This window comes from Winogradskyella sp. 266wxhm (genome assembly GCF_058964685.1).
Window position 1 is genome coordinate 2,270,800 of record NZ_CM179559.1, and the last position, 13,722, is coordinate 2,284,521.

General features: G+C 37.3%; 14 protein-coding genes. All 14 read right to left on the reverse strand.

Features of this window, described 5'->3' with window-relative positions:
- Positions 1–44 precede the first annotated feature (44 nt).
- Positions 45–707: a P-loop NTPase family protein gene (locus AC2H4K_RS10055; protein ID WP_281139019.1), complete on the reverse strand. Its 663-nt coding sequence runs from the start codon at positions 705–707 to the stop codon at positions 45–47.
- On the reverse strand, positions 691–1,443 hold the full coding sequence (locus AC2H4K_RS10060) for a hypothetical protein (RefSeq protein ID WP_493742369.1): 753 nt from the start codon (positions 1,441–1,443) through the stop codon (positions 691–693). The genes AC2H4K_RS10055 and AC2H4K_RS10060 overlap by 17 nt, the downstream gene beginning before the upstream one ends.
- Entirely contained in the window at positions 1,443–1,730 is a 288-nt protein-coding gene (locus AC2H4K_RS10065) for a helix-turn-helix domain-containing protein (RefSeq protein WP_281139017.1), read from the reverse strand. Before AC2H4K_RS10065 ends, AC2H4K_RS10060 begins: the two co-directional genes overlap by 1 nt.
- Before the next feature lie 295 nt (positions 1,731–2,025).
- Entirely contained in the window at positions 2,026–2,877 is an 852-nt protein-coding gene (locus AC2H4K_RS10070; RefSeq protein WP_281139016.1) for an RteC domain-containing protein, read from the reverse strand.
- 27 nt (positions 2,878–2,904) lie between these two features.
- On the reverse strand, positions 2,905–4,161 hold the full coding sequence (locus AC2H4K_RS10075; protein WP_281139015.1) for an MFS transporter: 1,257 nt from the start codon (positions 4,159–4,161) through the stop codon (positions 2,905–2,907).
- Complete coding sequence (locus tag AC2H4K_RS10080) at positions 4,161–6,263, reverse strand: copper-translocating P-type ATPase (RefSeq protein WP_281139014.1); 2,103 nt, start codon at positions 6,261–6,263, stop codon at positions 4,161–4,163. The genes AC2H4K_RS10075 and AC2H4K_RS10080 overlap by 1 nt, the downstream gene beginning before the upstream one ends.
- 18 nt (positions 6,264–6,281) lie before the next feature.
- The gene (locus AC2H4K_RS10085; protein ID WP_281139013.1) at positions 6,282–6,575 is read right to left on the reverse strand and encodes a phosphoribosylpyrophosphate synthetase; all 294 of its coding nucleotides are present in this window, start codon (positions 6,573–6,575) and stop codon (positions 6,282–6,284) included.
- The gene (locus AC2H4K_RS10090; RefSeq protein ID WP_281139012.1) at positions 6,572–7,225 is read right to left on the reverse strand and encodes a hypothetical protein; all 654 of its coding nucleotides are present in this window, start codon (positions 7,223–7,225) and stop codon (positions 6,572–6,574) included. The genes AC2H4K_RS10085 and AC2H4K_RS10090 overlap by 4 nt, the downstream gene beginning before the upstream one ends.
- On the reverse strand, positions 7,222–8,115 hold the full coding sequence (locus AC2H4K_RS10095) for a ribose-phosphate pyrophosphokinase (protein WP_281139011.1): 894 nt from the start codon (positions 8,113–8,115) through the stop codon (positions 7,222–7,224). The genes AC2H4K_RS10090 and AC2H4K_RS10095 overlap by 4 nt, the downstream gene beginning before the upstream one ends.
- 10 nt (positions 8,116–8,125) lie before the next feature.
- Positions 8,126–9,628, reverse strand: coding sequence for a thymidine phosphorylase family protein (locus tag AC2H4K_RS10100; protein ID WP_272852109.1), 1,503 nt, complete (start codon positions 9,626–9,628; stop codon positions 8,126–8,128).
- Positions 9,629–9,631: 3 nt separating this feature from the next.
- Entirely contained in the window at positions 9,632–10,993 is a 1,362-nt protein-coding gene (locus AC2H4K_RS10105; protein ID WP_375334180.1) for an MBL fold metallo-hydrolase RNA specificity domain-containing protein, read from the reverse strand.
- Positions 10,994–11,021: 28 nt separating this feature from the next.
- A complete protein-coding gene (locus AC2H4K_RS10110; protein WP_281139010.1) occupies positions 11,022–11,864 on the reverse strand; it encodes an ATP cone domain-containing protein in 843 nt (280 codons plus the stop codon).
- A gap of 3 nt (positions 11,865–11,867) precedes the next feature.
- Positions 11,868–12,698, reverse strand: a complete 831-nt coding sequence (locus AC2H4K_RS10115; RefSeq protein WP_272852111.1) for a universal stress protein — start codon at positions 12,696–12,698, stop codon at positions 11,868–11,870.
- Positions 12,699–12,726: 28 nt separating this feature from the next.
- Positions 12,727–13,722, reverse strand: coding sequence for a 2-hydroxyacid dehydrogenase (locus AC2H4K_RS10120; RefSeq protein ID WP_272852112.1), 996 nt, complete (start codon positions 13,720–13,722; stop codon positions 12,727–12,729).

Sequence of the window (13,722 nt, forward strand, 5' to 3'; positions counted from 1 at the left end):
TAAAGTAGTCTAATTGAGGATTAGGTCCTGTTTTTGATATAAATTCACTTCCGCTTATCCCCAGCCTTTGTGTCAAAAGCAATTAAATTGAACAATTCCCGCATTCGGCTACGAACGCGATTGCCATAACGCTCTTCCAACTCTTCAGCATTTAAGTTTGTAGTAGCGTGTGTTTTAATTTTGTGTTTGGTATCTAAGTACAGTTCATAACGCGAGAGTAGCACTTCACCCATTACATTCAAATCTTTGCCATAAAACCTGCCAACTGGTTCAACACCCAAATCATCAAAGCAATAGAATTTGGTGTTGCCATATTCTTCAACCGTTTTAAAGCCCAAATGGTTAAAGCTAAATGTCACGTTTCTACAGGGAATCATTTCATAAGGCCGTTGCATTGGGACAATATGTCGTAGCAATTTCATCAAACTGGTCTTACCGCACCCAACAGGACCAGAAAGTAAAATCCCTTTGTCGATGTCGATGCCGTATGCTTCACAATTGCTCTTGTCCTTGATGAAGTAGGAACAGAGTTTTAGTAGTATGTCTTTATCCTCGTCATAGATTCTGAATTTTTTGCCAAACAATAGCTTGCCCTTGGCATTCAGATAAATCAAGATTTTTGGGAAGTCGTAGATTACGCTTTTTCCATCGAACTTTCCCAGCGAATATTCCACACCACCTTCGGTAATTTTAGAGGGGTTGTCCATAATCTTTGTTTTTAGTGGTTCGCAAGTTGTCCTGTTTTTGGGACGCTTCTTTTTTGTTTGAAATATTTTTGTCGTCGAATATTTCGGTTCTATCCATCCATTTGATAGCAACTGCACGCCAATCTCTAATTTCTTTTCCGTCACTCGTTTGCCATTCCCTTTCGTAGTAATGCTCAAAGAATTTTTTTCCTTCATCAGCATCAAAACCTTTATCTTCAAAAAATAAAATAACGGACTGCCTGTCCTTTGGTTGTTTTATATTATTTTCTTGTTTGAAATTGTTTGTATTAGATACCAATGCTTGTCCACCTGTGGGACGGTGCTGGTACGCTACCTGTCCATTTTTGGGAAGGTGGTGTCCCTCAAGCGGTACACTTCTGGGATGGTACTGCTCTGCAAGCTGTTCCAATATAGGATTGTAGTGTTCCGTAACTGGTTCATCACTTGTCCCGATAATGGACATCCTAATTTTACTGCCTTTATAGGGATTATTGGAAGGATAATAAGAAAGATATTGCCAAGTATCTAAATCCACAATGCATCTATGGTAAGTAGATTTTGAACCGATTTTTGCACAGCGCATTAGTTCCCTACGGTTCACGAAGAATTCATCCATAAAGCGGCAACTGTTCCATTCTTGGAACAATGCCATATACAGACTGATATGGGTAGGGTTTAGGCGGTCATCAAAATAGAACTTTTCAAAAGCCGCATTAAGTAGCTTTATGTAGTTCATTATTTAGAATTTGAACCGTGCTGTACACGATTAGCAGTCATTATATTTTGTATTTCCTCGGCATCGTAGTAGATAATACCACCAACTTTAGTGTAAGGTAAAGTACCATTGATACGAAGGTTTTGTAATGTGCCAGGACTTACCTGTAGTAAATCCATAACCTCGGAAGATTTGAGGTACCTTTTGAGTTTCCCGGTAGCTTGTTTTGTTAGCAATTTTTTAATGTCATCGAGCAATTCCATTTTAAATTCTCGAAGATCTTCAGTGGTTATAATAGACGTCGGCATAATAGAACGGTTTTAATGGAAAGAGGCTATCTCATCGCTGTCAACTAATTTGATAACCTCTGACCTGATTTGACTTTCGTTCTACAAAAATGGACTGTTTTGTTCGATTTTAACCCCAAGGAACACCCAAGTTGGGTGATTTTATTATCTCATTATCAATGACTTAATTTGGCTTAAATTAGTGTTTGTTATTAAAATCATCGGTGCTAAATAATGTTAATAAAAATTAAATTAATTTTTTCCCAAGTTATACCCAACTTGGGTGAAAATTTAACATTTATGGAATCCACAATAACTATCCGTCAGTTTCTTCCATACGTCTTAATAATGTTGTTTTTAATCTATCGATAAACTTGGTTTGGTCAATCTTTCGTTCTCTTATTTCAAGAAAGGTTCTATACACGTTTCCAAGGTTAAGGTCGAAAATCTCTTCACAAGCTGATGCCATTTCTTTAATTCCAGCTGTTCCACTCTTTATAGCACCAGATGCTTGTAACGCATAGATTAATTCTATCAAATCCGTTTTAGAAGCAGTCCATCCAAGACGCTCACCATTGGATAGTGTATTAAGATTATTAGTTCTGTCTAAGCAAATATCCCTTAAATTACTTAACTCTTGCACATAATGATTTATTAGTAGATCGTACGCAACAATTTTAGCTACAGCATTGTCGTGGCTTGTAGAAAACTCTGCGTCAGTATAGAAATGGGAAGTATCTGACACTAAGTTGATTTTATCGTTCCCTCGAAGAAAATAGAACTCGTCTAAAACTGTAGATTCCTCTCTGTAGTATTTTATAAAGTCTAGATTGCGTCTGTTACTTTCTTGAAGTTTTTTTATTTCAGAGTCTATAAACTCTTGTTGAGATTTAATAGTCCCAGCAGGCCTGTGAGTCATAAAACTATGAAGTTTTGCATAAAATTTAAGACGACTATATACATAAGGTTTCTGCTTTTTAAAAAATGTTATTTCTTCTTGAGGGTTCTTGAAGTCATTTTCCCTTACACATATTCGTAATTTTTGAAGATACATCCTAGAAATGGAAATTCCTTTCTCAATATTACTGAAGTCATTAAGGTTGGACTCTTCGATTATTTGGATTTCTTCCTTATAGTCATTTAAAATTTTATTAATTAATTTATGCAAAATATTTGGGGCTTTAAGGTTTGTGGTTTAATTCTCCATCATTAAAGTATGGTTAAGATCTTCTACGTTTTTATTTGGGGGCTTAAGAAAGACTAGAATCCCAATAGCACCCAGAACAATGCTTCCAGCAATAATAAACGGATAAAAAAAGCCGCCAGCGACTAGCCAAGTTCCCAATACTGGACCTAATATTTGGCCAATGCTATTTGTTGAACTTTGTATAGATATATTCCTACCGGTATTCTCCTTTGATATCAAAGAAACAGCAGATAGTAGGTTAGGGGTAATCATAGCTCCACCAGCTGCAAAAATGACAATGAGGCCATATACTACCAATTCATTATTAAAAAATGGGAAAATTATTAAGGCTGTTCCTGATATTAATAGGCCTACTGCAATCTGTTTTTTTGTTGACAAAAATATTTCGCCATAACTGGCGAAAATGGGTTGTAATACTGCCATTACCAGGCCGCACAACATAAACCCTATACCTACTTGACTACTGTTAAAGGCTAATTCATCTTTACCATAAATAGAAAATACCGTTTCAAATAGTGTCACTACAAACTGCATTATAAAAGAGAGTAGTAACAGCACCATAAAATATTTGCTAAGAGTAAAACCAAATGTCAGTTTTTGAGTAGTAAACTTGCTAACCCTAGTTGTGTTTTTAAGTCGTTTTAATACTATAATAAAAACAATAAACCCTAATACGGCTGCAAATAGAAACGGGACTGAAAAACGATCTAAGTGTAACTGCCCAATTTCGTAATCTAAGTGAAGGTTGGTTTGCGAGAGGAATCCACCCAAAACAGGCCCAAAGATAACACCAGAACTTACCGCTACACCAGACCAAGCCATTATCTTGGTTCTGCGTTTTTTCGAGGTAATATCACTCAAATAGGCGTTGCTTACTGGAATTACAGAAGAAGTAAAAATACCACCAAAAATACGTGCTATATAGAGCATTGTAAGCGAAGTGGCCAAACCAGTAAATAATTGCATTATAACAAAACCTATAAGACCAATTATGATAATAGGCTTACGCCCATATCTGTCTGAAAGTTTTCCCCAAACAACTACAAATATGAGCTGAAATAATGGATATATACTTGTTAAGAGGCCAATATGAAAATTAATCAAGTCAGTATCTAGATTGGCTTTGAGAGCCAATCTCTCCGTGTAGTATGGTAGGGTAGGTAATAAAATACCATACCCTAACATTACCACGAATAAACTCAAGAGGACTAAAAAAATCCTATTGAGTTTCTCTTTCTTCTCCATTATTTTTTACCGATTTTTCGTTTTAACAATTGAGCATTTATAGCAACAATGATTGTACTAAGACTCATAAAAACCGCTCCTACAGCTGGTCCCAAAACGAACCCTGAAGAATACAATACTCCGGCAGCTAATGGAATGGCTACTACGTTATATCCCGTTGCCCAAATCAGATTCTGAATCATTTTATTATAGGTAGCTTTTCCAAAGAGAATTAGATTAGCGATATCTTTTGGGTTACTGTTTACCAAAATAATGTCTGCAGTTTCGGCCGCTACATCAGTACCAGAGCCGACCGCTATACCGACATCAGCCCTTGCCAAAGCGGGTGCATCATTTACACCATCTCCAGTCATTGCGACAAATTCATCCTTTGCTTGAAGTTCTTCTACAATTTCCACTTTTTGATGTGGTAATACTTCGGCATAGTATCCATCTAAGCCAAGCTTTTCACTAACGGCTTTAGCTGTTTTTTCATTATCACCAGTGGCCATTAAGACTTTAATATTATTCTTTTTGAATACTTTAATGGCATCTGCAGATTCTGGCCTTATTTCATCGGCAAGCGCAATATAACCTGCTAATTCACCATCAATCAAAACAAAAACAACAGTCTCCGCAGCATCACTATAGGCATCTTTTGGAATGTCTATTTTTTCATCTCTTAAATATCCTGGACTCACCACTTTTACCTGTTTGCCCTCCACATTGGCCTCTACACCTTTACCAGTAATGGCATTGAAATTTTCTGGCTTTGGAATGGTGATGTTGTCTTCTTTGACTTTTTTGATAATACCTACTGCAATAGGATGTTCCGAGCTCTGTTCCAAGGCACTTGAAAGCCTTAAGATTTCTTCTGTTGAATATTCTTGATTAACCGATTCAATTCTTGTGACACCAAAATCACCTTTTGTAAGTGTTCCAGTCTTATCAAATAACAGGGCTGATATTTTTCGGGATTCTTCAAAAGCTGTTCGATTCCTAATCAATAATCCATTTTGCGCAGATACTGCTGTAGATATAGCAACTACTAATGGAATGGCAAGTCCTAATGCGTGTGGGCAAGCAATAACCATAACAGTAACCATCCTTTCTAAGGCATATACAAAAGGAAAACCCAATATGAGCCAAACGGCTAGTGTTCCAAAACCAATGACCAAAGCAATATAGGTTAGCCATTTTGCAGCCCTATCAGAAAGGTTTTGCATTTTAGATTTTGTTTTCTGAGCCTCTTCAACCATAGTAATTACTTTGTTGAGATAGCTGTCTTTACCTGTATGTTCTACCTTGACCTTTAAGGTGCTATTACCATTTACTGAACCCCCAATTACTTTATCATTCACTTCTTTTTTTACTGGTTTGGATTCGCCAGTAAGCATCGACTCATTCAAATAACTGGAACCATCTACTATGATGCCATCTGCAGGAACTTTTTCACCAGGCTTTACTAAAATCACATCGTCTTTTAGCAAATCTTCTAAAGGAATATCTTCTATGGTATCGCCCTTTACTCTATGGGCTTCAGCGGGCATCATACTTACTAAAAGTTGTAAAGCTTTTGATGCTCCTAATACACTTTTCATTTCTATCCAATGGCCTAAAAGCATAATTGCGATTAGTGTTGAAAGTTCCCAGAAAAAATCTTCACCACGTAAACCGAAAACAGTTGCAGTACTGTAAAAATAGGCAACGCTAATAGCCATAGAAATTAGGGTCATCATCCCTGGTGAACCCTTCTTTATTTCTGACCAAAACCCCTTTAAAAATGGCCAGCCACCATAAAAATACACTACGGTTGAAAGTGCAAATAGGATATATGGGTTTCCAGGTAAGAGAAATTCATATCCAAAAAATTCCTGAATCATAGGGGATAAGAATAGAATTGGAATGGTAAGTATTAAAGTTAACCAAAACCGTTTTCGAAAATCGGCAATCATCATTTTGTGATGGTCGTGACCCATTTGTCCGTGACCAGGATTGTGACCAGAATGACCACCGCTTCCGTGGTTCATTTTAGAGTGGTCTTCTTTTTTGTGCTTCATCTTTGAATGATCCATTTTAGAATGGTCCATTTCTTTGTGATTGTGATGTTCGTGGTTTTCCATTATTGTATTGTTTAAGTGTTATCGTAATTTTTTTCTCATTGCATCAGATATGTTTTCGGCATAGACACCATAGGCATCCACCAAGATGCCCTTAATGCCATCTTTAGATGAAATGGCGTACAGTACACTATTATCGTCGGTACTGCTCATCCCTTCAAAGCGATGGGTTTCATCAACGTCAAAATCTTCTGGCTGTATTTCAATTTTTAGTGAAGCACACTCCAGACATTCAGGTTTAAGGTTAAAATCATATGTATAACCATTCGCCTGTAAATCGTTTATTGCTTCTGAAAGTGTATCGTAATTCTTCATTGAGTTTTTTTATAAGTCATTGTAAAATAGCTATCGTCTTCTTCTATAAATTTCTGAAAGGTCAACAAGCCATTAGCGTTTAATTTTTCCTTGACGATATAGTTCAATTGCTTAATGCGAATTCCCAAAGCATAGGCTTTTATATTTATCTTCGAGCTAATACTGTTCTTGTGGTCGTTTAATTTTCGGTCGTAAATCTTTATGAAGCTTTTTGAGCCAAAAAAGTTCAGTAAGCCAGAATCAAAACTCATTTCAAGTTCAATATCCTTTAAATTATCTAAATCATATAGCTCAGTAAAGTTTGTAGTTGAGCTATTGATTTCGGTTTCTTTAGAGTTTGGTTTTGCAAACGGGAATGCCATTACCAAAATATTGGCCTCGTCGGGCTTACAGCGATAGGTGGTAGTGTATTTTTCTGTTGACTTTTTCTCTTTATCAAATAACTCTGTTATGACTTCAATTTGATAATACCCATCATCCTCTATAATTTTACCTGCCTTAAATGTTTGCTTATTAAGGAATACACCATCTTCGTCAAAATTTTCACGAGCTACAGTCCTGTCTGAAATCTGCCCAATGAGCATTTCGGTTTGTCCATACACATAGAGGTTAAATAGGATAAGAAACAGTATGAAGCTTTGTTTTATCATATGTGATGCATTAATTTCTTTACTTCTTTTGCCATTACATCACTCAGGTCAATTGCATTTGAAGGATGTGGAATGGTATTGCAGGTCACTATTTTTTCTGTGCCTGAATCCAATAAGTCTTGATAGGCATTGCCTGAAAAAACAGCGTGTATGCCTATGCAAATTGGTGGTTTCATACCAGCTTTTTTCAAATGTTCTACGGTTTCAATCATTGTACGTGCGGTGGAAATAATATCATCAACTAAGATTGGTGTGGCATCTTTATATTTATCTACATCTGGAACTGAAACTTCCACGTCACGGTCGCCGTGACGTATTTTCTGTAATACCGTAAAAGGTGCGCCTGCATTTTTAGCAACTTCGGAAACCCATTGTTCGCTTTCTGAATCTGGACCTATAAGTACCGGATTCTCGATATTTTCTTTAATCCAATCTGAAATAGCATCGGCTGCGTGGATAACTTTGTTTGGGATGTGGTAGACTTCGCTCAAAGAACTAATCCTGTGCAAGTGAGGGTCAACTGTGGTAAGGCTATCTGCAAAACCGGAAATCAACTTTCCGAAGAACGTAGAAGTAACACCCTCGCCTTGATTGAAAATTTTATCTTGCCGCATATAAGCCAAATACGGTGCTACCAAACAGGTGCACATTGCTCCCATTGATTTGGCCGTGTGGCTTAAAAAATACAAGGGTAACAATTTTTCATCAGGGTTGTGCAAGGTGCATATCAGCACCACACATTTATCTTTAACATCAGAAAGTATACGTGTATAGGATTCTCCATCAGGGAATTTTCGTAGAGTGGCCTCGCCCACTTCGGCACCCATTTTTGTGGCCATCAATTCTGTGAGGTCTTCATTTCCAGGAAGACTAAATAATATTGTTTTCATATATAGTGTCTTATTTAATGGTTATTATATCGTTATGGTTACTTCTATAATCTAATGCATAGTTTAGTTCGCCCTGTGATTCAGCATACAGGGTGTACAGTAATTGGTTTTTTTCAATTTTTTCATTTAAATGAACATTTAATAGAATTCCAGCAGACTTGGATTGAGGTGCGCCTGATAGTTTTGCAAGCTTCGCTATTTTCCGGTTGTCAATATTCTTCAAAATACCTGTAGTTTCTGCTTTGATTTCTATTTTATAAGGCGCTAAAACGGGTTGTGTAAAACGTCCTTGGGCGTTACAAATGGCAAGGAATTTTTCATATGCTTTTCCAGATTTGAGAATTTTATGTGCGGTTTCCAATCCCATTCCTTTTCCTACTTTTCCAGAAAGTTCTAATAGTTCAGCGGCTAAAAGCAATGCTCTCTCTGTTAAGTCTTTGGGTGCGTCTGGCTCATTTTGCAAAACTCTTAGTATATCTATGGCTTCTAGAGTTGGACCGATACCTCTACCAACAGGCTGCGTGCCATCCGTAACTACAACTTTTACATTCAATCCAACGGCAGTTCCTACGGCCTCCATATGGTCTTTTAATTTTTGAGCCATTTCCATACTTCTTACCTTGGCTGTTTTTCCTACTGGGATATCAATAACAACGTGAGTTGAACCTGCAGCAGCTTTTTTTGAAAGTACGGAAGCAATGAGCTGTCCTTCACTATCGATATCTAGTGCTTTTTCTACCTTTATAAGAAGGTCATCCGCTGGACTTAATTGAGCGGTACCACCCCAAACAAAACAACCACCTTCCTGATTCACCACGCCCTCAATCTCGTCTGCAGAAAGTTTTACGTTGGTTAGGACTTCCATTGTGTCGGCTGTACCGGCTGGTGAAGTAATGGCTCGGGAAGACGTTTTTGGCATTGTAAGTCCATATGCGGCTACAATAGCCACTACCAAGGGTGTGGTTCGGTTTCCAGGCAATCCACCAATACAATGCTTATCGACTACAATATCCTTGTTCCAATTTAATTGTTTTCCTGAAGCTATCATCGCTTGGGTAAGGTCTGATATTTCATTTATGTCCATTCTGTCACCTGCACAAGCTGTTATAAATGCAGAAAGGTGGATATTGGAATAGTCGCCTTCTACGATGTCTGTTATGATGTCGTTGTAGGCTTTATAATCCAATTTTTGATTATAGATTTTAGCCCTAACGTAGCTTAGCGATTCAATAGGCTCTAAATGAGAAACATAAAGCGTTTGATTTTCGGAAGCTTTCAGTTTTTTTGCAGCAGCATCAGATAAACCTATTTCATTGTGACTTAGAATATCTGAATTTATAACATTAAGACTTGCAACTATTGTCGTGGTTGTAGTTGATACCCTAATTCTGGTCAAGGCTTCGAACCCTTCTGAAATACATACGTGGCAATCTTCACGCATATAGACCACGTTCTCATTTTGGGTATAGATACCAAGATGTTTGTATTTTAAAATATTTGATGGTTGTTCCATAGCTTATTTTATTTCTTTAATGGTATATAGTTGTGGAATCTCAGCATCCCAAGCGTAAGTGTCTTTGATTCCTTTTTGTAGGGCTTCTGCACTTTCTTTCTCACCGTGAACAATAAAAATTTGTTCTGGTTTGTTTTCTATCTCGTCCATCCAATCCAAAAGTTCTTTATGGTCTGCGTGTGCAGACAGTCCCTCAATTTCTGCAACTTGCATATGAAATGGCACCCATTTTCCATAAACTTTGAGTTCCTTGTCACCTTCCAACAGTTTTCTACCACGGGTTCCTTCAGCTTGATATCCAACAAAAAGCAAGGTGTTATTTGGGTTTTGGGCTTGGGTTTCGAGATAGTTGAGCATTCTGCCACCCGTGAGCATTCCACTACCTGCAATTACGATTTTTGGATTGTTGTCCGTTCTTAGTTCCATTGTTTCGCGATAGCTACTAACGACAGTGAAGTGTGAACACATTTCTTCACATTCATATTCTTCTAATTTGTGCCAATCTCTTGTGCGGTGGAATAATTCTAGTACATTAGCACCCATAGGGCTGTCCATTATCATTTGCACTTTAGGGATTTTGTCTTTCTTGAGTAATCTCCAAAAAATCAGCATCATCAATTGGGCTCGTTCTACCGAAAAGCTAGGTATAAATAAACTGCCACCTCTATTGATGGTATCGTTGACCAATTTTTCTATCTGTGGAATTGCTTCCACTTCGTCTGGATGAAACCTACCTCCGTAGGTTGACTCTATTAATAATACATCTGCCTTTTTTGGCTTTAAAGGTGGATACAATAGTAAGTCGTTAGTTCTTCCTATGTCTCCCGAAAACACAAAACGTTTTCCGTTTATATCCAATTCAATGTAGGTTGCACCAAGAATGTGTCCGTTGTATTGAAATCGAACCTTCACATTTTTGAGAATGGGTAGCCATTGCGATGGCGGCACCCCTTTGAAGTAAGGAACGGTTTTTTCTACATCCTTTAAATCGTACAATGGTTTAGCCGGGTTGTGTTTAGAATAGCCTTCTTTGTTAGCGCGTTCGGCTTCTTGTTCTTGTATTTTGGCACTATCGTTCAATATAATTTTTGCAATATCCAAAGTGGGATTAGTACCATAGATGGGGCCTTTAAAGCCTTGCTTTACCAATCTTGGCAAATAGCCTGTGTGGTCCATATGGCCGTGAGTGAGTAAAACCGCATCAATATCAACAACATTAACTGGCGGGTACTCCCAGTTTTTTGCGCGTAGTTCTTTCAATCCCTGAAAAAGGCCGCAGTCTATCAGTATTTTTCTAACACCAGTATCTACCAGATATTTTGAACCTGTTACGGTACCAGCTGCTCCTAAAAAGTGTATATGCATTATAATATTGTTTATTTATTCTTTAATTTCATTTTGTTCTACATAGTTCTTCAGAGTCTTGTAAAATCTTTTTGTGCCTGGATTTTTCAATTCCTACTTGATTTAATAAATCTGGATTATTGTGTACTTCCTTACAGAGCACGGTTCCAGTTTCGAGTAGCAATGTTTTCTCCCGTTTTGTAATTGTTGTTAACGCTGTGAGTGGATGTAGACCAGATTGGTCAATTCTATCTTTAAGACCATTTCCCTTAGGGTAATCCCAACTAGTCATTATTAATCCAGTACATTTACCATATTGTATAGCATCTGTAGTAAAGCGGGTATTCGTGTAAACGCCACCTTGATGAATTTTTGTTTGGTGACCTTTTTGACGTTCCCATTGCTTTTCTACATCTAAAAATCTCGAATTGATGTATAATGGAATCTTTACATTGCAAAAGCGTCCTTGGTCACTATGGTATTTGCATTCAATCATATAATGCTTATTGTCTTTTTGCGCAATGACATCTACTTCGTGCTTAACACAATTGCCTTGCACTATAACTCCAACTTTCGTTTCAAACCCTTCCTGTTCCATTATCTTACCTATTAATTTTTCAAAAGGGAAACCAGAAGGTCCTAATTCCATAATAGCTTTTTTGAGTTTGTATTTTGAAGCACTTACTCGCGATTTTCGTTTAAGCATCCTAAAGGCCATTTGGTAGATTTTCTTGGTTGATATACCCTCGTATATAGTAGCTTCAATATGTTCAACTATCTCTTGGATAAGTACTTCACTTGCGTGCGCGCGCCGTAATGAGTTGATGAGTTTTTCACTTTTGAAGGGCTCTATCTCTCCAGAATGTTTTATTATGTTTATGGAATCGTTCATTATCTATATATGTATAGTCATTACAGGTAAGGTGGAATGGTTAGTAACACCTTCGGCGATACTCTTAGAAAATAGACTTAAAAATCCTGTTTTGCCGTGTGTCACCATCGCTATTAAATCTATGGGATGTTGTTTTATGAACGTATTAATGCCTGTTTCCACAGAAGGTTCATTATATACAGCCATTGAGTAGTTCTTCAACTCTGGAAAATTTTGCAATGTTTTTTCAATGGGGTCTAAACCAAGATTAATATTATTGAAATCTGTCTCGGTATTAATACGTAATAAGTGGATGCGAGCATCACATTTATTCGCAATGGATATTACCTGCTTAAAAGCATCGGTAATGTCCTCATCGAAATTTGAAACAAATGCAATATTCTTGAATGGAAAGTTGACTTCTTCATCTTTTACAACAATTACGGGTGCATTAGCTTTTCGTACAATTTGCTCAACATTACTTCCTGTTATTTCCCTAATGACACCTTTGGTTCCACTACTTCCAGTAATGATAAAGTCGTGTTGATAATGACCTGAATGGTCTAAAATATCACCTTGACCTGCATCAAATTGTAAAAACGTTCGGCATTTTAGTCCGTTGCGTTCTGCTATTTTTTCTAATTCCCGTAATGCCGCTTTGGTCTTACCTATTTGCTTTAATGTTTCAGGATATCGCTTTTCCTTTTCTTTGTCCAGCTTTACCCAATCCACAGGGGTTTGCATAAGATGTAAAAAGTGAATTTCGGAATTGTATAGCTTTGCCATTTCTATACCTAGTAGTTCAGCTTTGTTGCAGTTCTTTGAAAAATCGGTTGGTACTAATATGTTTCTCATTTTGGATGATTTATAGGTTCGTATAATTTTAGTTCAGTATAATTTCATTTCCAGAAGGTACTTTGTCTTCAAAACAGTCTAAATTGTATATGGTCGTGTCTGCGATATTTTTTAATGCGGTTTCGGTTAAAAATGCTTGATGACTTGTGATAAGAACATTGTTGAAAGTCATCAATCTTGCAATGACTTCATCTTGCAAAATTGTATCAGAGTGGTCTTCAAAAAATAGTCCTTCTTCCTCTTCATACACATCCATCCCGAAATACCCAATTTTGCCAGATTTTAATCCTTCTATAACGGCCTTGGTGTCAACTAAACCACCTCGACTCGTGTTAATGAGCATAACACCTTTTTTCATTAAGCCTATGTGTTCCGTGTCAATTAGGTGTTGCGTTGATGGGGTCAATGGGACGTGCAGGCTGATTATATCTGCTTGTTTACAGATAGTAGTACAGTTGGTGTAAATGACGTCATAAGAGTCTATCAGGTTTTTATCCTCAGCGACATCTTGGGCCAATATCTTACAGCCCAAACCGTGAAGTATTTTTACGAGAACTGCACCTATTTTTCCTGTCCCTATAACACCTACTGTTTTACCGTTTAGGTCAAACCCTGTAAGTCCGTTCAGTGAAAAATTTTGTTCCCGAACTCTGTTGTGTGCTCTGATTATTTTTCGGTTAAGTGCTAAGATGAGTGCTAGAGTATGTTCTGCAATAGCATATGGTGAGTAGGCTGGTACACGAGCTATTTTTAGTCCTAGTTTGTCAGCTTTTTTAAGGTCAACGTGATTGAATCCTGCTGAACGTAATGCGATATACTCAATTCCTTGTTGATACAGCTCATCTAAGACATCAGCAGAGGCATCATCGTTAGAGAATAGTGCAATGGCTTTAGAGCCTCTCGCTAATCTTGCTGTTTCTTTCGTAAGCCTATATTCCAAAAAATATAACTCGTGCTTTCCGTCGTTTGCCTTGATAAGTGAAGGCTTATCGAATTTATGTGTACTAAATATTGTTGTTCTCAT

Bases quoted from the DNA above. Each gene is read 5' to 3' on its own strand.
- AC2H4K_RS10095 (WP_281139011.1), bottom strand. From the start codon at position 8,115: ATGAAAACAATATTATTTAGTCTTCCTGGAAATGAAGACCTCACAGAA.
- AC2H4K_RS10090 (WP_281139012.1), bottom strand. From the start codon at position 7,225: ATGATAAAACAAAGCTTCATACTGTTTCTTATCCTATTTAACCTCTAT.
- AC2H4K_RS10110 (WP_281139010.1), bottom strand. From the start codon at position 11,864: ATGAACGATTCCATAAACATAATAAAACATTCTGGAGAGATAGAGCCC.
- AC2H4K_RS10120 (WP_272852112.1), bottom strand. From the start codon at position 13,722: ATGAGAACAACAATATTTAGTACACATAAATTCGATAAGCCTTCACTT.
- AC2H4K_RS10065 (WP_281139017.1), bottom strand. From the start codon at position 1,730: ATGCCGACGTCTATTATAACCACTGAAGATCTTCGAGAATTTAAAATG.
- AC2H4K_RS10105 (WP_375334180.1), bottom strand. From the start codon at position 10,993: ATGCATATACACTTTTTAGGAGCAGCTGGTACCGTAACAGGTTCAAAA.
- AC2H4K_RS10075 (WP_281139015.1), bottom strand. From the start codon at position 4,161: ATGGAGAAGAAAGAGAAACTCAATAGGATTTTTTTAGTCCTCTTGAGT.
- AC2H4K_RS10060 (WP_493742369.1), bottom strand. From the start codon at position 1,443: ATGAACTACATAAAGCTACTTAATGCGGCTTTTGAAAAGTTCTATTTT.
- AC2H4K_RS10115 (WP_272852111.1), bottom strand. From the start codon at position 12,698: ATGAGAAACATATTAGTACCAACCGATTTTTCAAAGAACTGCAACAAA.
- AC2H4K_RS10085 (WP_281139013.1), bottom strand. From the start codon at position 6,575: ATGAAGAATTACGATACACTTTCAGAAGCAATAAACGATTTACAGGCG.
- AC2H4K_RS10055 (WP_281139019.1), bottom strand. From the start codon at position 707: ATGGACAACCCCTCTAAAATTACCGAAGGTGGTGTGGAATATTCGCTG.
- AC2H4K_RS10100 (WP_272852109.1), bottom strand. From the start codon at position 9,628: ATGGAACAACCATCAAATATTTTAAAATACAAACATCTTGGTATCTAT.
- AC2H4K_RS10080 (WP_281139014.1), bottom strand. From the start codon at position 6,263: ATGGAAAACCACGAACATCACAATCACAAAGAAATGGACCATTCTAAA.